The 17,017-nt window shown below is 62.7% G+C and carries 17 protein-coding genes; 5 read left to right on the top strand and 12 right to left on the bottom strand.

The window, feature by feature from the left end; all coding sequences use genetic code 11:
- Positions 1-10: 10 nt before the first annotated feature.
- The 3 genes from JMY29_RS20370 to JMY29_RS20360 all read right to left on the bottom strand — a co-directional run bounded on the left by JMY29_RS20370 (position 11) and on the right by JMY29_RS20360 (position 3,431).
- Positions 11-1,096, bottom strand: coding sequence for a hypothetical protein (locus tag JMY29_RS20370; protein ID WP_181968421.1), 1,086 nt, complete (start codon positions 1,094-1,096; stop codon positions 11-13).
- 385 nt (positions 1,097-1,481) lie between these two features.
- Positions 1,482-2,366: a VanW family protein gene (locus tag JMY29_RS20365; protein ID WP_181968440.1), complete on the bottom strand. Its 885-nt coding sequence runs from the start codon at positions 2,364-2,366 to the stop codon at positions 1,482-1,484.
- Positions 2,367-2,825: 459 nt separating this feature from the next.
- On the bottom strand, positions 2,826-3,431 hold the full coding sequence (locus tag JMY29_RS20360) for a DNA-binding protein (RefSeq protein ID WP_181968439.1): 606 nt from the start codon (positions 3,429-3,431) through the stop codon (positions 2,826-2,828).
- Positions 3,432-4,381: 950 nt separating this feature from the next.
- Between JMY29_RS20360 and JMY29_RS20915 the strand changes: the two genes are divergently transcribed.
- Positions 4,382-4,510 (top strand): hypothetical protein, encoded by a 129-nt coding sequence (locus JMY29_RS20915; RefSeq protein ID WP_264484649.1) that lies wholly within the window; start codon positions 4,382-4,384, stop codon positions 4,508-4,510.
- 257 nt (positions 4,511-4,767) lie between these two features.
- On the opposite strand, the gene JMY29_RS20355 is transcribed toward JMY29_RS20915, so the two are convergent.
- Genes JMY29_RS20355 through mobC form a run of 3 tightly spaced genes read right to left on the bottom strand, consistent with a single transcriptional unit; the run spans position 4,768 to position 8,074 of the window.
- The gene (locus JMY29_RS20355) at positions 4,768-5,997 is read right to left on the bottom strand and encodes a hypothetical protein (RefSeq protein WP_189076541.1); all 1,230 of its coding nucleotides are present in this window, start codon (positions 5,995-5,997) and stop codon (positions 4,768-4,770) included.
- 33 nt (positions 5,998-6,030) lie between these two features.
- Positions 6,031-7,680, bottom strand: a complete 1,650-nt coding sequence (locus JMY29_RS20350; RefSeq protein ID WP_016359384.1) for a relaxase/mobilization nuclease domain-containing protein — start codon at positions 7,678-7,680, stop codon at positions 6,031-6,033.
- A gap of 4 nt (positions 7,681-7,684) precedes the next feature.
- Positions 7,685-8,074 (bottom strand): plasmid mobilization relaxosome protein MobC, encoded by a 390-nt coding sequence (mobC, locus tag JMY29_RS20345; protein WP_181968420.1) that lies wholly within the window; start codon positions 8,072-8,074, stop codon positions 7,685-7,687.
- Positions 8,075-8,318: 244 nt separating this feature from the next.
- Between mobC and JMY29_RS20340 the strand changes: the two genes are divergently transcribed.
- A complete protein-coding gene (locus JMY29_RS20340; protein WP_189076542.1) occupies positions 8,319-9,023 on the top strand; it encodes a hypothetical protein in 705 nt (234 codons plus the stop codon).
- 33 nt (positions 9,024-9,056) lie between these two features.
- Positions 9,057-9,368, top strand: a complete 312-nt coding sequence (locus JMY29_RS20335; protein WP_016359381.1) for a hypothetical protein — start codon at positions 9,057-9,059, stop codon at positions 9,366-9,368.
- 350 nt (positions 9,369-9,718) lie between these two features.
- On the opposite strand, the gene JMY29_RS20330 is transcribed toward JMY29_RS20335, so the two are convergent.
- From JMY29_RS20330 to JMY29_RS20305, 6 genes are all read right to left on the bottom strand, one after another.
- Positions 9,719-10,591 carry a single-stranded DNA-binding protein gene (locus JMY29_RS20330; RefSeq protein ID WP_229778676.1) on the bottom strand — a complete coding sequence of 291 codons (873 nt, stop codon included), beginning with the start codon at positions 10,589-10,591 and terminating at the stop codon, positions 9,719-9,721.
- Complete coding sequence (locus JMY29_RS20325) at positions 10,588-10,854, bottom strand: glutaredoxin family protein (RefSeq protein WP_016359379.1); 267 nt, start codon at positions 10,852-10,854, stop codon at positions 10,588-10,590. Before JMY29_RS20325 ends, JMY29_RS20330 begins: the two co-directional genes overlap by 4 nt.
- A gap of 961 nt (positions 10,855-11,815) precedes the next feature.
- On the bottom strand, positions 11,816-12,304 hold the full coding sequence (locus tag JMY29_RS20320) for a hypothetical protein (RefSeq protein ID WP_053764344.1): 489 nt from the start codon (positions 12,302-12,304) through the stop codon (positions 11,816-11,818).
- Positions 12,301-12,762, bottom strand: a complete 462-nt coding sequence (locus tag JMY29_RS20315) for a hypothetical protein (RefSeq protein WP_053764343.1) — start codon at positions 12,760-12,762, stop codon at positions 12,301-12,303. Before JMY29_RS20315 ends, JMY29_RS20320 begins: the two co-directional genes overlap by 4 nt.
- A 125-nt stretch (positions 12,763-12,887) precedes the next feature.
- Entirely contained in the window at positions 12,888-13,160 is a 273-nt protein-coding gene (locus JMY29_RS20310; RefSeq protein WP_229778677.1) for a ParB/RepB/Spo0J family partition protein, read from the bottom strand.
- Positions 13,161-13,530: 370 nt separating this feature from the next.
- Positions 13,531-14,544 carry a LacI family DNA-binding transcriptional regulator gene (locus JMY29_RS20305; RefSeq protein ID WP_016359378.1) on the bottom strand — a complete coding sequence of 338 codons (1,014 nt, stop codon included), beginning with the start codon at positions 14,542-14,544 and terminating at the stop codon, positions 13,531-13,533.
- 84 nt (positions 14,545-14,628) lie between these two features.
- Between JMY29_RS20305 and JMY29_RS20300 the strand changes: the two genes are divergently transcribed.
- Together JMY29_RS20300 and JMY29_RS20295 are read left to right on the top strand one after the other, a co-directional pair.
- Positions 14,629-15,963 (top strand): MFS transporter, encoded by a 1,335-nt coding sequence (locus JMY29_RS20300; RefSeq protein WP_079941735.1) that lies wholly within the window; start codon positions 14,629-14,631, stop codon positions 15,961-15,963.
- Positions 15,964-16,018: 55 nt separating this feature from the next.
- Positions 16,019-16,987 carry an alpha/beta hydrolase gene (locus tag JMY29_RS20295; protein WP_016359376.1) on the top strand — a complete coding sequence of 323 codons (969 nt, stop codon included), beginning with the start codon at positions 16,019-16,021 and terminating at the stop codon, positions 16,985-16,987.
- Positions 16,988-17,017 lie beyond the last annotated feature (30 nt).

Here is a 17,017-nt window from a genome sequence, read left to right as displayed (position 1 = left end):
GTGGAGGCGATCAGGGAGTGCTGGTTGCGGGTCCGTGGCCGACGAGTTGTTCCCTCAGCCGGACGGGTATGCCGTTGGTGGAGAACTGATCGTCCATGGCATCTTGCACTGTGGCGTATTTGCCGGCCTGGACATCAAAGGCGAGGAATTCCCAGGTATGGACGCTGGAATATACCTCTCCGTACTCATCCAGGTACCGGCCGCTGCTTTGGAGCCTGGCAATTCTGTACCAAGCGTTACCGCCGTCCAGGCCAATGGCTTTGATGCCTTCACCGGAGATGGAGTACGCAAGCCAGCCTTCGGCGCAGCCAAGGACGGTGTAGTACTGCTGTTCACCGGCCGGGATGGGCTTGATCGCCCGTGCTTGGTCCTGACGTTGGATGTCGATGTTGGCCGGAGCGCATTCACCCGCTGTGGGGCCGCCAGGCTCTGGAGCTGCGGGTCCGGGACCGACGAGCTTTTCCCTCAGCCGGACGGGTATGCCTTTGGTGGCGAATTCGTGGTCCATGCCTTCTTGGACGGTGGCGTACTTGCCGTTCTGGACGTCGTAGCCAAGGAATTCCCAGTTGTACACGCTGGAGAATACTTGTCGGTGGTCATCGAGGTAACGGCCATTGCTTTGGAGCGTGGCTATCCCGTACCAGGCGTTGCCGCCGTCCAGGCCAATGGCTTTGATGCCCTCATCGGAGATGGAGTAGGCGAGCCAGCCTTCGGCGCAGCCAAGGACGGTGTAGTACTGCTGTTCACCGGCCGGGATGGGCTTGATCGCCCGGACCTGGTCATCGCGTTGGATGTCGATGTTGTCCGGGGTGCACTCGCCCGAGCCGGGGCCGACACTCAGGTCCGCTGGTGGGGCGGTTAGCGGGGTGGTCACCGCCGGTGCAGCAGCGACTTGTGGGGCACTGGCAGCAGGAGTGGGCGCCACCGCTGACCCGGTGCCTGAATCTTCGATGGCGGGTGCAGCGCCAGTCGCCGGGACTATGACGGCTGATGGCACCTCGAGCAGGACAGGAGCATTGAGCGTGTTAGCCGCGTTGGGTTCAGGCGACGGCAGTTGCTGATCAACAACGGTGGCGAGAGGCTCGATAGCGGCCATCGAAACCTCTGATACTCCCCGACCGGTGGAAGTACCGGACTGCGGACCGGCAGGAATACACGCGGTGAGGGTCAGTACGAGTGCAAGAGAAACGACAGTAGCGGACTTGGCATAACAAGATCGACGGTACTTCATAAGTCTGGGTCCTTCCCCCGTGGAGTGACTGAGCAGAACAGCTTGCTCGTACCTGTTGTTTCCACAGCGGCACGAAAAATTACAGCACCAGAAAAAACCTTCGCCGGAACAGCCCTCGACTTACCGTCAGACCATGCAGCTCAACATGCCCATGAGCCCGTCCCCCGCCCGGTCACTGTGGCTTGGTTGCGTTTGATACGAGCAGTGGCGCGGCGAAGCTGCCACAAGTCGAGGACTCATCCCGGGAGGATCACGAACCAACCTGGGCGGATACGGGCTCCCGCGTTCGGTCCGTTTGCGACGACGGCGGCGCCTGGAGGATAGGCGCGTTGATCAGGGCCCGGTCGTAGGCCACCAAGGCGTTGTTTTCGATGATCTGCTCTGTTGATGTCACGAGCCCGGTTCGCTTGTCCCTGGTCAGGCGGACAACCTTGTTGTGCCTGTAGACGTTTCCTCCGGATTCGTGGAAGTAGGCGTCCTCTTCGCGAATATGGAATTTGACGTCCTGCGCGCGCTCGGCGCGAAGTTCACCGCAAAGGTGTTCGTCAGTTGTACTGACGAGGAACTGGTACGCCTGGTCGGTGTCATTCCGCACCCTGTAGTCCAGGTAGTTATAGATGATCGAGGTTCCCGAACCGAACGGTATCTGGCGGTTGAAATCAGGGAACAGGTCAAGATCTCCGTGGTGGTGGTGTTCAACGACCGTCAACTCGCTGTGCAGGACCATCCAATGCAGGAGGTTCGTGAATTGGCACAGCCCTCCCCCGATTCCCGAGTCGGGCCGGCCGTGATTGATGACCAGGCCTTCCCGGTAGCCCTTGGCCTTCGTGCAACTGCCCACAAGCTTCCAAAAAGAGAAAGTTTCCCCAGGCTGGAGCACGACCGAGTTCACCAAAGGAGCCGCGATTCCCAAACTGACGGCCTTGTTCTCCTGCAAATGCAGGTCCACGTTGCCGAGCTTCCGCCGGATCAAGGAGTTGTGGCGATACACCACCACCGGAAGCACTTCAGCCGGCCGCTGCCGGGCAAAGGCTGTGGCCGCAAAGAAGTCCTTCAGGCGGCGACACAAGATCATGCGGTGAACGGAAAGACGGTACGTCAAAGGCGATATTTCACAAAACAGTTTTCGCGGCAATTGCTTCCCCAACAACAAGCCCCTCAGGGCGGCCATCGAGCCGGAGAACCGGCATCGCCTACATCTTTCCAGACGTTGGACAATCCAAGGAAATCACAGGCCCCAAACGGCCACGTCCAGCAGTCAATTCAACACGATCTCGCGGCATGATTTGAGGGCTTCACCCGGCATAGCCGATCAAGAGATTCCCCAGTCTTGGCACATGGCCGTGGGCGTACCTCAGCTAGCAGTTAGATACGTCCTAAACGTATCAGCTACACCCCAACCTGACGTCAGGCGCAGGACGAAATGGCGTCAGGTTAGAGTCCGATGGCCCCTTTCCTGGACGGGCCGGTGGGGATTCTTAGACTTCAATCTGACAGGCGGGGGTGGAGTTGCGCGTCGTCCCCAATAACACCCTTCAGTGAAGGGCGCTATTGGGAGAACTCCGGGGGCCGAAAGTGAGAACTGAAAAGCGGTTTAGGAATCGGCCGAGGGGATTTCGGGTGCGACGCGTGCCAGCAGGGCGGCGTGGACGTCTTCCAGGGTTGCTGCGCGGGCTTCGGCCGTGGCCAGTTTCCGGGAGGCTTCGGCTGCGTTCATAGCAGCTTCCCGTTCATTCCCGCGGGATTCTTCGAGTTGGCGGGTAACGACAGAGAGCTGCCGTTCGAGTGCATCCCGTTGTTCCTGGACCCGCGCCAGATCGGCTTTATGGTTCGCGGCTGCGGCTTCATTCTCGGCGGTGGCCTTATCCAGATCCGCGACCAACTCCGCGATCTCCTGGTCCTTTTCTCCACGTTCCACGGCCCAGGCCGCCTCAAGGCTAGTGTGGCGTTCAGTCGCCGCAGCGGACGCTTCGGCCCAGACTGCTCCGGCCAGCCGGGCAGCCTGTTCAAGCAAAGCGGGAGGGGTGGCGGCGACCTGCCCCCCTGCTGCGCGCTTCTCCTCGTTCCATTCCTTCAGGAACCTGGTCGCGTCCGCGTTGGACACCCCGGCAGCGGCCCTGACCGTCGAGACCGTCGGGCGGCGTTCCAAACTGATTTCCTCCGCTGCGGCGTACACGCGGTCCTTAACGCTCAGCACCATCACCAAAACACCTCGTCCGATTAGGAATAGTAGTAGTAGTAGGAGTAGTAGCAATGCTACTACTCCTACTTTCATTCTGTCCAGGGCGGCACCCGGTCATACGGAACGGGCCTCACGCTTGCCGCCAGCTCTTGGCCGCTGCGTCCGGGGGGCCAAAGGTTCCCGGAGCCGCAGGTTCGTCAGCTTCTCTCGGACACGGGCATGCGGACTCTGGCCGCCCCCCTTGTGAATGCCAGCTGCTTCAGCAGCGGCCGAGCAATAGCAGGTCCAGCGGCTTCAAGCCAGCCAATGGTTGGATGACCTCCTCGTTCATAGACGGCGGATACAGTCCCCGACTCAGGCCTCGCCACGGGGAGGGGAATGGCCTCAAGCAGCTTGCGGTGGCCGGACTTTGCCGCCGAAGGTTCCTGGCCGTGTTAGTCGTCGTTACAAACAACCAACTGGCAGAATCGCGGCCTTGAACCAGGCGGCAAAGCCAGCAGACGCCGACGGAGGGACCCATGAGGGACTCGTTTAACGGGGAGAGACCATGACGTTGCGCTGTGGTCTGGTACATTTCGGGTAGCCAGAAAGGGTCGTCTATGGGCTTCATTACACGCCGTCTCGTCCCACGCAAGATTCGCAGAGCAGCTCACCCCGTTAGAACCGCCAAGCGTGCGGTCTACCGCGCCACCGTTCCGCGCAGCGTACGCCGTTCCGTGAGCGCAGCACGCAAGGTGGCCCATCCCGTCAGAACTGCCGGTTACGCGGCCGAGAATGCTATTTTCGGACCCCACCGACGACGCCCCTCACGCACCGGCGCCTCCGTCGCCTACGGCACCTACGGCGTTCGGCACCGTAGCCCGAGATCTGCGGCCAACTGCCGTAAGTGCAATCAGATTCCATCGGCGTTCAGCCATTCCCCCACCCCCGCAAAGGGATCTGGCAAGTCATCCCCACGGATCGGCGGCATGGCTGCAATGGGCGTCTTCGCGCTGATCGGTTTCTCGAGCGGTGGCGGTGGCGCCATCCTCGGATTGTTGCTCGTTATCGCATTGCTTACTTGGGCACTCGTCGCTTTCGCCGTCAGAGACCACTGACCTCGCCGTCACCGCGGAACCCTAATCATCCATTGGGTACGACGATCCATGGAGTAAGCGAAGCTCCAATCAAATAGCGGTTGATCGGAGCTTCGCTCCTATTCTGTCCGGCTCAGCTGGGGTTTCGCTGGAAAGCATACGAGCCGTTCCGTGCGCGGCATTCATCGAACCGCTACCCCGGATGGTGCGGGGAGGACCATATTCATGTTCCCGCCACGGACTGCACTGAATCTCACCCCTTGGGGTGGACCTGTTGGTCAGCGGCTGGGGCCGCTCCTGCTTCTCTCGGCGCCCGCCGCGGCCCCGCCACGGGTCCTTCTGGCCTTGGCCGCTTTCTCGACTGTGACGGCTGCGTTGGGGTGGGTGCCTTCGCTGCGGGCGGCAGCGAGCCGGCCTTGTATATGCGTTTCATTGGCACCTGTATCGGCTAGGGACTCCGCGAACTTCTCGTGGTGTTCAGCGGACCCGTAACCGGCCCGTGCAGCGGTTTCCGTTTTCAGGCTCTGGTCTTTGAGCCGGTCGCTGTCGTTGCCGGTGACGCGGCGCTCGATCTCGCGCCCGACATCTTCCAGGTGGGCGAAGAGTTCTTTCTCGGCCCGCTCGTACCGTTGTTCCTGGGTTGACCATTGGTCGCCTGTGAAGCCTCCTTCTGCCAGGAGTTTCGCTTCGTGCAGCTTCGTGGCGGCGTCCACGAAGGCGGGGTCTTTGAAGTGTCGCTCCCCTGCTCCGTTGATGTTCGCGTTGATTTCCTTCTTCAGCTGGTCGATGTCAGGCCCGCTAATGCCGTCCTTGCCGATGAGGAACATCCGCTCCTTAATTTCGCTGTCTGCGACTTCCAGCGCTTTCGGGGTTTTAGCGTTGTGTGCCCTTCGGAGCGCCTGGGTGAGTTCGGGATTGGCAAGGTATTCCACGGGTACTTGGTGGCGTTCCATCTCTGGTGCGAGTTTCGCGGCCTGGGCGCGGAGTTCTTCGGCACGGGCTGCTGCGAGCAGTTGCATGGCCTTTTCGTGCTCGCTTGCTGCTTTCCGTGCTTCTTCTTGGGCGCGGGCGAGGGCTTCCTGCCGCGCCTGTTCAGTGGTGATGGCGTGGATGCCTGATTCGAGGTAGACGGGGTCGGGTCCTACGTCGAGGGTGTCGATGCCGTACCGTGTCAGGACTTCCTGGCGGATCTTCTCCGAGGCTGCAAGGGCTGTCGGGTCGTGGTCTTTCCATGCTTCAGCGACGGTGTGCGCGGCGGCGATATCTGATGGCTGGGCTTTGTCCCACCATTGGTCTTTCTCGACAGGCGCGAGGACTGCTCGGGCGGAGCTGCGTTCGGCTGCAAGGCGTGCCTGGGCTTCGTGCGCTGCCTGTGAGTCAAGGTGGTGCTGCCGCCGCTGTGCTTCTTGGCGGTGCCTGGCCAAGGTCTCAGCAATGCGGGATGCGATCATCAGTGATTGACGCAGCCCGCCGTCTACGACATCGTCCATTCCGTCTGATTCACTCATGAGTGTTTCCCCCTTGCACTAGTGGTGTGATTCTTATCGGTCGAGGCCTTGGCCGGTGTCGCGCTGGCTGGTCTGTTGTGTCTTGGTTGGTGTGGCGGGCGTCGCCGGCGTGGGGGTTGCGGGAACCACGGAACCGGGCCGGAGGGGAGTCATTCCCCGACGCGCAATATCAACTGCCCGTGGAGGCACTACCGCCTCCGACGCTGACTGTTCACCGGCGCCCACTGGCACAGGTTTGGGCATGGTGACGGTGAACGGTGCCAACTGGTTTTCCACGACGGAGCGGATGCGCTGGGCTTCGCGGGTACGTCCGGACTGGGCGTGCATTTCGTACACGGCGAACGCGGTGTTGATGAGCTGGACCATGAGCGCTGTTTGCGCTGCGGTTTTGTTCTTGGACGATGCTGCCATGAACAACATGGCGGTCCCGGCGATGGACGGCAACACGACCGGTTTGCTGTGCTGCCGGGGCGCGCGGAGCTGGGCTGTGCGGGACAGTTCAGCGGCCGTTGCGGCCAACGGACCGGGAGTTGGTTCGAGCCGGTAGGACCAGGCAGCGAACGCGCCGGACACTTCCCTGGCTGCCTTGGCCCAGGTGGCGTGATCGTCCCTCGGGATGGTGCGGAGCTGGTCCGCCAGGGCGGTCGCGTTGCGGGTGTAGTCAACCCATGCCTGGCCCGGCGGGGTTGCGTTCTCCGGTCCTGTTCTTGAGACGGTCCGTTTGTTCCGGGCTGCAGCGTTCCATTCCGCCGCGGCCTCGGTAGCGGCCTGGGGTGAGTCCATCCAGTCCTGCCGCAGCGCACCGAGTCTCAGGTCTGTAGCGAGGGTGCCGCCGCCGAACCAAATGGGCCGCTCCCCCGGCCGCGGTCGTTCGGCCACGGAGTATCCGACGATGACGTCGGTGGTGGTCTTCGCATAGCGCGGGCGGACCAGCATTCCGGTCTGACGGGCCCGCCGGACGAACTCCCCCTCGGTCGCTGAGGCGCTGGCGCAGGCACGGACTTTCCGCGCCAGGGAAGCACGGTGCATCTCGCGCTCGCCCCGGAGAGCGGTGGCTTTTTCGGCCCGGTCGTAACCGCGGGTGGCGTGCACAGTAGAGAGTTGTTCCAGCCCATACTTAACCTCAAGCTCGCGGCAGGCCTGCTGAGCCGTTTTGTAGTCACCGTGGGTGGAGGCCTTGGTGCCGTCTTCTCGGACCAACGAGACGGCGATGTGGATGTGGTGGTTGCCGTTCTCACTCGTGCCGTGGTTGATCGCAGCCCACCGGCACTGCGCTTTGCCACTCGCCGTGGTGAAGCCCATCCCATCGACGAAGTCGTTGGCGATGTCACCCCACTGCTGGTCCGTCAACGCGCCCTCTTCGGCACGCAGACTCAGCGAGCAGTGCCACACGGACGCGTCCTTGTACCCGACGTGGACGCGCTCCTTCCTGGACGCGTCCCAGGCGAAGTCCTTGACCCGGACTTCGACGCCGTAGGCCTTGCGTGGCTGATCCAGGTGCTTCGCGATCGCGGCCGCATCGTCATGGTCCAGGACACCGTCGTCGTACCAGGCCATGATCGCCGCGTCCCCTGCAACCAAGTGCGGTTCGGTGTGCGCGTTCTTCGTCTTGTCCGCATCGGTGGAGACCAGGTAAACCATCAGGCCGGCCATCCGCGAACCGCGGGTGATGTTCGGAATCATTCGGCTACATCAACCCCTCAATGGCCGCATCGATGCGCATCGCAACCGAACGCAGATGCTTCAACGCCTCCCCCGCCTCCGCCGGGACCTGACCGGTGGCGTTCGCGTGCCGAGCCAGCTGGTTGATGTTGTTCGACGAACGCGCCAACAAGTTGTGCAACTGCATCAACTCGGCAATGACCGCCCGGCGTTCCGTCGGCGAATCCGTGCCCTCCGACAACGCCGCCGACACCAGCAGGTTCGGGACCGTGACCTTCTCCCGTCCGGCCTTCGCGATCAGGGCCGCTTCCTCCTCCACCGTGACCCACACATCACGGCGCTTCTTCGACCCGGCCGGGGCGTTCGCCCGGCGACGACGGGCAGGGTTCGGGCGACGGTCATTCTCGTCTTCCATCGTGTCGAATCCCCCTCCCTCAAAGGCCCAGCGCAGCGACCCCGAAACCCGGGGACCACACAAGCCAGTGTCACCCAGGAACCCAACAGGGGCCGTGAACGACACACCATTTACACCCGTGTAAATGTATAGCTTGCTGCGCTTCGGTCTGGTTTTGCGGCACGCCCGGCGATGTCCCGGGATCGGGAGCTCGTGATGGGTAGGGTGGGTGCGTCTTGAACAGTCACAAGCCTTTGGGGGGACCATGCTGAATAAAGACATCACCGGCGCTCCGCGCCTGGCCGAAGCCCACTACCAGGAAGCGAACGGGCACGACCCCGAACACGTCTGCGTCATCTTCGACATCGAACGCAGACCCGGAATGCACCTCCTCGACAAAGCCAGCGCCCTGCTCCATAGCTCCGACTACCTGGTCGGCGGAGTCATCGACGAGCTCGCCACCGAACACCTCCGCAACGCCACCGGCACCACGGCCAGCATCGGAGAAGACGGCTACGCCGTCATCATCACCGCCACCATCCCGTCGAGCCGGACGGACCCTGCCGTGCCCTCCGGACACACCACAGCCACGACAACCCCGGCGTCGTTGTCGCCGGAACAGGCCGCGCCCCTTCCAGCCCTCGAAGCGGCCCTCACCAAGGTGCTGCCAACCCATCACCGGCGCCACGCCGGCGCCCTGGCTGAACAGGTCGCGGGCGAGCTTCCCACCCGCGAGCAGGTCACCGACGCCTACCACCGCCCCACCCTCGAAGAAGTCATCGACAGGTACGCCGAGAAGTACGACCCCGACGGGCGCTACCTCATGCCCAAAGTCCTCAGGACCGTCACCCTGTCCTACCCCCACAACCCGGCAGCCGGCCCCACCGAGGCCGCAGCTGCAGCGGCCCCGGCCGCTGCAGCAAACCGAGTGACATACCAACCCCTGGTCAACACCAGTTACGGACGCTGAACCAGCACACCACCACAGGAAGGGAACCTCACCATGACCATCGATATTGAACGCACCAAAGACCAAGCCCGCGCCCTCCTCAACTCACGCATCAAAACAGTCGAAGAACTCGCCAAAGCCCGCCAAAAAGTCACCAACCTCAAAGAACAACTCGCCAACGCAGAACGCGACGACAAACGCGCCTACATCAAAGCCACCCGCGACGGATGGAGCCCCGAGGAACTCAAAAAACTCGGCCTCGAACCCGCCGCCGTCGGGCGCCGACGCAAAACACAAACCAAAACCACCAACACCCCCGCCACGGACACCAACCAAACCAGCAACGACACCGCACAGGGACTCTAAAGCCCCTCGCCCACCCGGGCACGGCAAAAGCTAAAAACCTCCGGGCTTTTCCCGCACCCACGTGGACGACGGGACCCACCCGACCGGCTGCACACAACCACCACGACACCACCGCCCCAAATCACACCTTGAGCGGGCGGTGGCCGTGCACAGCCTCCACCCCCTGTGGTCACCCAAACGGCCGACCTTCCCAAGGGCCAAGGCCCGCCGCTGCCGACCCACCCCGCCATCGTTGATTGGGTTCTTTTCCAACCGGGACAACGACTACCTGTAGAGGTCAGAACATGGCAAAGGCCCGCACCCGTTTCGGGTGCAGGCCCTTGCCACGCGGTCCATCGGTCACTTGGAGGTTAGAACGGTGGTTCCGTATCTGTGCCGTCGCTCCGGGAGCCGGCGTTTGCCGGGGAGTTCACGGCCCACGGATCGTCCCGGGAAGCGGTTTGACCGGCGTCCCCCGGGGAACCGTCCCCTGTCCTTCTCGTGTTCTGGTTGCCGCTGCGCTGGGTACGGTTGACCCTGGCGTTCGCGTAACGCAACGACGGCCCGATCTCGTCGACTTCGAGCTCGACGACGGTGCGGTTGTCGCCTTCCTTGGTCTCATAAGAACGGGATTTCAACCGGCCCGAAGCGATCACGCGCGTGCCCTTGGTCAGGGACCCGGCGACGTTCTCTGCCATCTCCCGCCACACGCTCGCCCGCAGGAACAACGTCTCCCCGTCCTTCCATTCGCTGGCCTGCCGGTCAAAAGTCCTGGGCGTTGAGGCAATGGTGAAATTCGCTACCGCCGATCCCGAGGGCGTGAAACGCAGCTCCGGGTCGTTGGTCAGGTTTCCGATGACGGTGATCGTGGTTTCGCCGGCCATGATGGTTCCTTGTCCTCGTGCGCTGATTGTCGTGGGCTGGTTGGTTGTCCTGGGCCTGCTGGTGTCGTCCCGGGATCCGGTACCGGGCAGGGCTTCTGTGGAGAGTTCGGTGTTCTGGTACTGGGCGGCGATGTCCGGGTCGTCGGCGTAGGGGTCCCAGACGTCCATGGGCCACGGCGGCAGATCCTGGTCCGTGGACGAGTAATGGATGGCCGCGTACACGTAGGGGTCAACCTCCGGGGCGGGGACGATGATCCGGCCGCCAGGGTTGGCGGTGCGGCCGAACTCTTCCAGGTCGTCCTGGCGGCGGCCGCTGAGCCGGAACCGTTCGTTGGCCTCCCAGGCCTCCAAGGGGTTCATGCCACGGTGTGGGTCATGGCCGCCTGGACGAGCTTGTCCCGGCGGAGGCCCGACCAGTGGTCCTGGTCATCGGAATTGTTCACCACGACCGGGGCCTGCGTGTACCCAAGCTCATCGGTGATGTACTCCAAAGCCGCCGGCACCTCGGTGACGTCCACAGCCGTGTACGTGATGCCCTTGGAGTCGAAATACTCCTTCGTGCGCTCACAATTGGGACACTCGGGCTTAGTGTAAACCGTGTAATCGGTCAATGAAGTAGTCATTTTCAGTCCTGCGTTTCGTATCAACATTAGTTAGGTTCGTCTGGCTGACTAGCTACTATAATTCTAGCCGTTATTCCGCAGAATTTAAAGGATTCCACCGCGTATCCTCCGGGTTTCTGGTCAGATTTTCCTGTTCACTCGGCGTACATCGAGAAACGCGAATTCCACAATATGGCGCATGCTGTGTCCATCGGGAACGCAGACTGCGGGTAATCCAGGTGCCTCGCGTGATGAACTCCTGTGGTGGGATCCGTCAGCATCAAGAAGGGCTTCGCTTGGGCTCCCGGCAGTAGTCCGACGGGACTCCCCCGGCCTCCTTGATAGCCGCCCAGGGCATACTGGTTTCCGGGCGTATCTGAGGTGATCAAATGTGCGGACTTTGTGTGGTCCCGGCTGAAATTGCGGTTTATCTTCCGTCGTCCGGCGCCAAGCCCGGCGCCGGGTGTACACCGCAGCACGGAAGCTTCGCTCAAGATGGCGAAAGCGGATGCGGAGGCTTAACGGCGGCGGATCCCAGATTGAATTGGTTGAGCCCTGTCTGCCACGGGTGGATCCATCGCCGAATGTTTCCGGGTTAAAAGGGTGAAGGGCCGGAACGTGAATACCGGCCCTTCAAATTTTCCCTCTGCAAAAGGAAATCCGTGATTCATCTATAAGGCTGAAACAGTGGCCGCGTCAGGGGGTAGGCGCGTTACCCGGCTCCGACATCCCAGGCCAAGCAGTACGTCAGAGAAAATTCAAGAACTTCCGGTGATCTATCGGCCAGGGAAGTCAGCCGCCGCAGCGCGGCACGTGGTGAGTACTTTCCTGGTGGCGCGACACGGCGGTCCGCCGCTGGTGATTGGCTCTCGTGGTTCGCACCGGGCGGCGGACCGCCCGATCTGCGGGAGGTCCCCGGCCCCTGTTCCTGGTCAGTGGCCGGGGCCTTGCCGGGCGGTGGGTTTCCGCCCGGCAAGGGGGGTTATGCGGCTTCGGGGTCGGCCTCGCTTTCCGTGGGTTCCTCGGTTTCTGTCGTGGGGTCGGTGAGGATGATCTTCTCGACGTCGCTGGGTTCGTATCCCCATGCCGTGAGCTCAGTGAGGTAGTACCGGGTGTCACTGTTGCGGCTCCGCCAGCTCGTGCGGTCGATGTTTGCCTCGTAGGCGGTGATCATCGTGGCGAGGGTGACGGTTTCGGGTTTGGTGGTGGGCTTGTCGACGTAGGCCTTGAACTCGCCGTACCCGGTGCCGGTGCCCAACAGTTCCGCCGTGAGTTCCGTCCTGTTCAAAGCTTTGGTCAGGATGTAGCTGGAATGGGCAATCGTGTGGGCGATGAACTTCTGAGCGTTCTTTGGCAGGGCCTTACGGGCCAGCAAGGCTTTGACGAAGTCCCTCCGGACCACCTCGGCCGAATCCATCGCTTTGTTGCTTTCAATCACTTCCCTGCGTGCGGCCTTTTCCGCCTCGGTCATGCCCCTGCCGGGGCCTTGCCGTCCTTCCTCAGTCCCCGTCCCTTCCAGTCCGCGACGGCGAACCTTCTCACCAAACCGCTGTATCCGATGCCGATGTAAACCGCGTCGGCGTCAGCCTCGGTGAGTCGTTCGCCCTCGGCGGTGCTCAGGGTGGAGATCATCGCGGCGGGCCCCTTGTAGTCGTAGTAGCCGGGGTCTTCCTCCAGCACGGTCAGGCCCTTGGCGGCTGCCTCGGCGCAGGCTTCGGCGATCAGGGCGTTGTTCCTGCGCTCGTCCCGGAGCCTCTGCGCCCGGTGGGCGAAGTTGCCGGGGTTCTCGGTGGCGAGGCGTTCGAGGAGGGCCACGGCGTCGGCGTCGTCTGCGAATTCCTCGATCACGGCGGATTGCTCCAGCGTCAGGCCTTGGTCCAGTGCCTGGGCAGCGGTGGCGTTTGCTTTGACCTTCAGCGCTGTCTCCACCAAGTCCTTTTGGCTCCCATCTTCCGGGCGATGACGCTGGCGCTCACGCCCAGCAACGCCATTTGGTGGAACGCTTCGGCGCGGTCGCCGTCGGTGAGGGCGCGGCGGTGGTCGTTCTCGACGACCTACGTGGCCAGCCGTTCCGCTTCCTCGGGCGTGTCACCGACGAGCACGGGAATTCTCGGCGCTCCGGCTTCGATGGCTCCGAGCGTGCGGCGTTGTCCCATCAGCACGTGCACGGTCCCGTCCTCTCTCCGGTGGGCGACGACTGGCACCAGCACGCCGTGTTCCTTGATGCTGGCAACAAACTCCTTGGTGAGGGCGGCGTCTTTGCGGACGTTGATGTCCACGGTCAGGGTGTTGGGGTCGAGCATTTCGAGCGTGGGTGCTGCGTTCATGGTTTGTGTGTCCCTTGCAGAGGAATCGGTGAGGGAGCGGGGTAACCTAAGCCAGCTGCGTGGGTCCCCTCCCCCGTTGTTTTTTGGTTGCTGGCAAGCTTGCTTGCTCGGCGGCCGACGGAGCCCTGTCCACCCTCGGGCAAGGTGCAGAAAATTCCCGAAGGAAATAAGCGACGCAGGAGCGCCGCAGGGACATTTCCTGCACCGCAGGCCCCGGAGCGTGCGGAGGGGCTGGACAGAGTGGAGCGGACGCCTACAATCCGAAGGACAGCAACCAAAAAGACGTCGTAGACAAACAGGGCCAGGGTGCCCGGAGCCCTGCGACGGCGCGCCCTGGCCCCGGCGCACGTCCGTGTTGGCGTCCCTGCTGCTAGGTCGGTCCTGCTGTCGAACCCCGGGCAACGACTTCCACCGCCGCGACGGACGCGACGGCCTCGTCGTTTTGGTTGTGTCCCAAGGTTTCGGCGATGCGGGCTGCTATCCCTTTTGCTTCCGAGGGCAGATTGAACTTGACGCTGCTGATGGGTGGGCGTGCGAGTGCTGCGACGGGACTATTGTCGCCCCCTACGACGCCTAGTTTCTGAGGAACAGGGATCTGATGGGATGCCGCTGCACCGATGATGCCCAGGGCCGTCAGATCGTTCCACGCGGCGATCCCGAGCGGCTCAGAGGAAAGTTCGAACCATGCTCGGACGGTTTCTGAGATGCTTTCCGGGTCTATGGGGACAGTGGCCGAAATTACGTCTGTAACGGCGCGCGTTGAGCAGATCTGATGGAACGCTGCTACTCGTGCTGTCGTGAAGGCCCTCCCTCGCGGCTCTTCGGTGGCAAGGTAGGCGAGGCGGGTATATCCCTGTTCAAGCAGATGGTCGACCTGGGCGGCCACGATGGCGTCTTGTCCTATAGCCGTGTTGTGCGGCAGTCCGGGGTGGTCGAGCAGCCGAGCGGATACTTCCGGTACGCGGGCGGATTCGAGCGCTTGCACATCGTCGGCGTTCAGGAGGTCGAAGGTAACCACGCACGCACAAGAAATGCGGGAAAGCAGTTTGTGCAGCGATCCTTGCCAGTGCTCACCTTCGTAGCGGAGGCATACCAGCCCGTAATCGGCCACAAGCCGGCCGACCTCCTCCAGCAGGAGCTCGAGCTGGCCGGAAACTTCCCAGTCGGGAACAAGGAGGAGTACCACATCGCCCCGCCCGCTGCGCAATGCGCGGGCAGCGGGCGAGCCAACGTAGCCCAGCCGGCGGGCTGTGTCCATCACACGCCGACGCGTCGGTTCGCTGACGCGTACGTCACGGCGGTCATTAAGGACATAACTGACGGTTGCGCGGGAGACGCCAGCCTCCCGGGCTACGTCGCTCACGGTCAACGGTGTGGAACTCATTTTCCTCCAAGGCTTGACACGATTAACCCTAACGCATACTTTATTCATCGAACGTGGTTGACACGATTAATCAAGGAGGATTACATGTCCACTTCCCAAATCCCGGAAACCGGTGGCTCACCGGCTGGTGCAGCGGCCCCGGTGAGCGCATACAAGCACCCCTGGCGGGTAGCGGTCATCGCCGGCCTGGCTTCGTACGTGGACGGTGCAGCGTTGACCGTCAACGGCATCGCGCTGGTCATCTACCAGCAGACGATCGGCCTGACCGCCGATCAAGTGGGCCTACTTACTGCTATGGTGACAGTGGGGCTGGCCATTGGCGCCTTGGTCGGCGGTCGGTTGGGCGATCTCTACGGTCGCCGCAAGGTCTTTATCGCCACCATGGCGGTCATCATGCTCGGCAGCCTCGCACCGACATTTTCTACGGATTTCACCGTCCTGCTAGCCGGCATCACGTTGCTGGGTCTGGGCGTGGGCGCCGACCTGCCGGTCTCGCTGGCCACGATCGCCGAAGCCGCCACAGAGAAGAGCCGTGGCAAGATGCTCGTCTTCACACAGGTGATGTGGATCGCCGCGTCCCTGACCATTGTACTCCTCACTACCGCGACCGGTGGGATGGGGCGGATGAGCGGCCAAATCCTGTACGGCCTGATCGTCGTCGTGGCCCTCATAGGGCTGACCCTGAGACTAACGGTTCCCGAGTCGCCACTGTGGCTGCAGTCCCGGGAGGAACGCCGCCACGGTGTCCACACGGTTCGGGCAGACAAAGCACGTATCCGTGACCTGCTGCAGCCCCCGTTCCGCCGCCCGTTCATTGTCTTGTCGGTCTTCTACGCGCTGGTACTCTCCGCCAGTACCGTTCTGGGCTCATTTTCCACCTACGTGGCCGTCAACGTCGCGGGCTTGGCAATCACCGAGGTTATTCCTTACACGGTCCTGCTGTTCCCCCTGGCCTTCATCGCATTGTTCCTGTACATGAAATACGTAGACACCCATTTCCGGATCCCCCTGTTCCTGATCGGCGGTGCAGTCACTATCGCCGGCCTGATGCTCCCTGTCTTCTTTGGCTTTACCCTCGTCACCATCCTAGGCGCCCTCATGATTGGCTCCATCGGACAAACCAGCTGCGGTGAACCCATCGCCAGGGTGTGGGGCAACGAAGCATTCCCCACCATGCTGCGCTCCACCGCCCAGGGATTCGTGTTCACCTTCGGCCGGCTGATGGCCGCCGCTACCGCCGCCATCACTCCCGCCGTCATCGCGTTCTCCCCAAGCCTGATCTACATCGCCTCCGCCGTAGCAGCCCTCCTGGGCGTCGTGATCGGATGGATCGGGTTCCGCGGCGGCCGCATCGCCAACGAATTCCAGCACGAGCAGGAAACCGACCCCGAATTCGCCAGCGCCTCCCCAGCGGCCTAGCCCGCCCCTGATCAACATTTCTTCAACGACCCATCCCTAAGAAAGCGACACTGGCATGCCCGTTATCCCCGCACTCCAAACCCTCCTTGACAGCCTGCCCGCCACGGGGCTCGGCGACCTGACCGACCTGCCTGCCGTGCGTCAGGCAGGGCTGGAAGGCGCCAACGCCCTCGCCGCGCTCGTCGCACAAGAACCCCTCGACGTAGGCTCGGTACATACCGCGATGGTTCCCGTCAACGGTGGTGAAATCAAGGTCCGCATCTACCAACCCGGCACCCCCGGCCCCCATCCGATCCACGTTTTCTATCACGGCGGCGGATGGATGGCAGGGACCATCGAGGAGACCTTCGTCGACAATGTCTGCCGGGAACGCACTGCCCTTGCCGGGTACGTCACGGTCGCCGTCGAATACCGTCTGGCGCCCGAATTCAAATTCCCCATTCCTTTGGAAGACTCCTACGCTGCCCTGGAGTGGGTCGTTGAGCATGCAGCCGACTACGACGGTGACCCCGAAAACGTCACCATCGGCGGAGGATCGGCTGGTGGAAACCTCTCGGCCGCGATCGCCTTGAAAGCCCGGAACGAAAACGGTCCGCACATCACCTTCCAGGTCCTCGAAGTGCCGGCCCTGGACCTGACACTCGCCAGCCCCAGCGTCGAACAATACAGCGGAGGTGAGTACCCGCTGCCGAAGGCAGAAATCGACCTCTGCGTTGAGGGGTACCTGCGTTCGCCTGAGGACGCGAGAAATCCCTATGCTTCCCCCCTCCTGGCGGACGACGTCTCGGGGCTGCCGCCAGCGTTGATTATCAGTTCCGAGTTTGACCCGCTACAGATGGACGGGTCCCGCTACGCCCAGCGTCTGCAGGAAGTAGGGGTCCACGCGGCCTTCCGCCTCGGGGAAGGTCATGTGCACGGGTCCTCCCAGTTCACCAAGCTGCTCCCGGAAGCCGCTGCCTGGCGCGACCAAGTCATCGACGCACTCAAAACCCATGCCGCTGACCACCGCCGCGTCACCCCGTAACCGGCGCCCCTGAAGTCAGGAACATTCGTT

The sequence above is a fragment of the Paenarthrobacter nicotinovorans genome (assembly GCF_021919345.1).
Lineage (GTDB): Bacteria > Actinomycetota > Actinomycetes > Actinomycetales > Micrococcaceae > Arthrobacter > Arthrobacter nicotinovorans.
The sequence above is the reverse complement of the archived record's forward strand: the minus strand, read 5'-3'. Positions and strand labels throughout refer to the sequence as shown.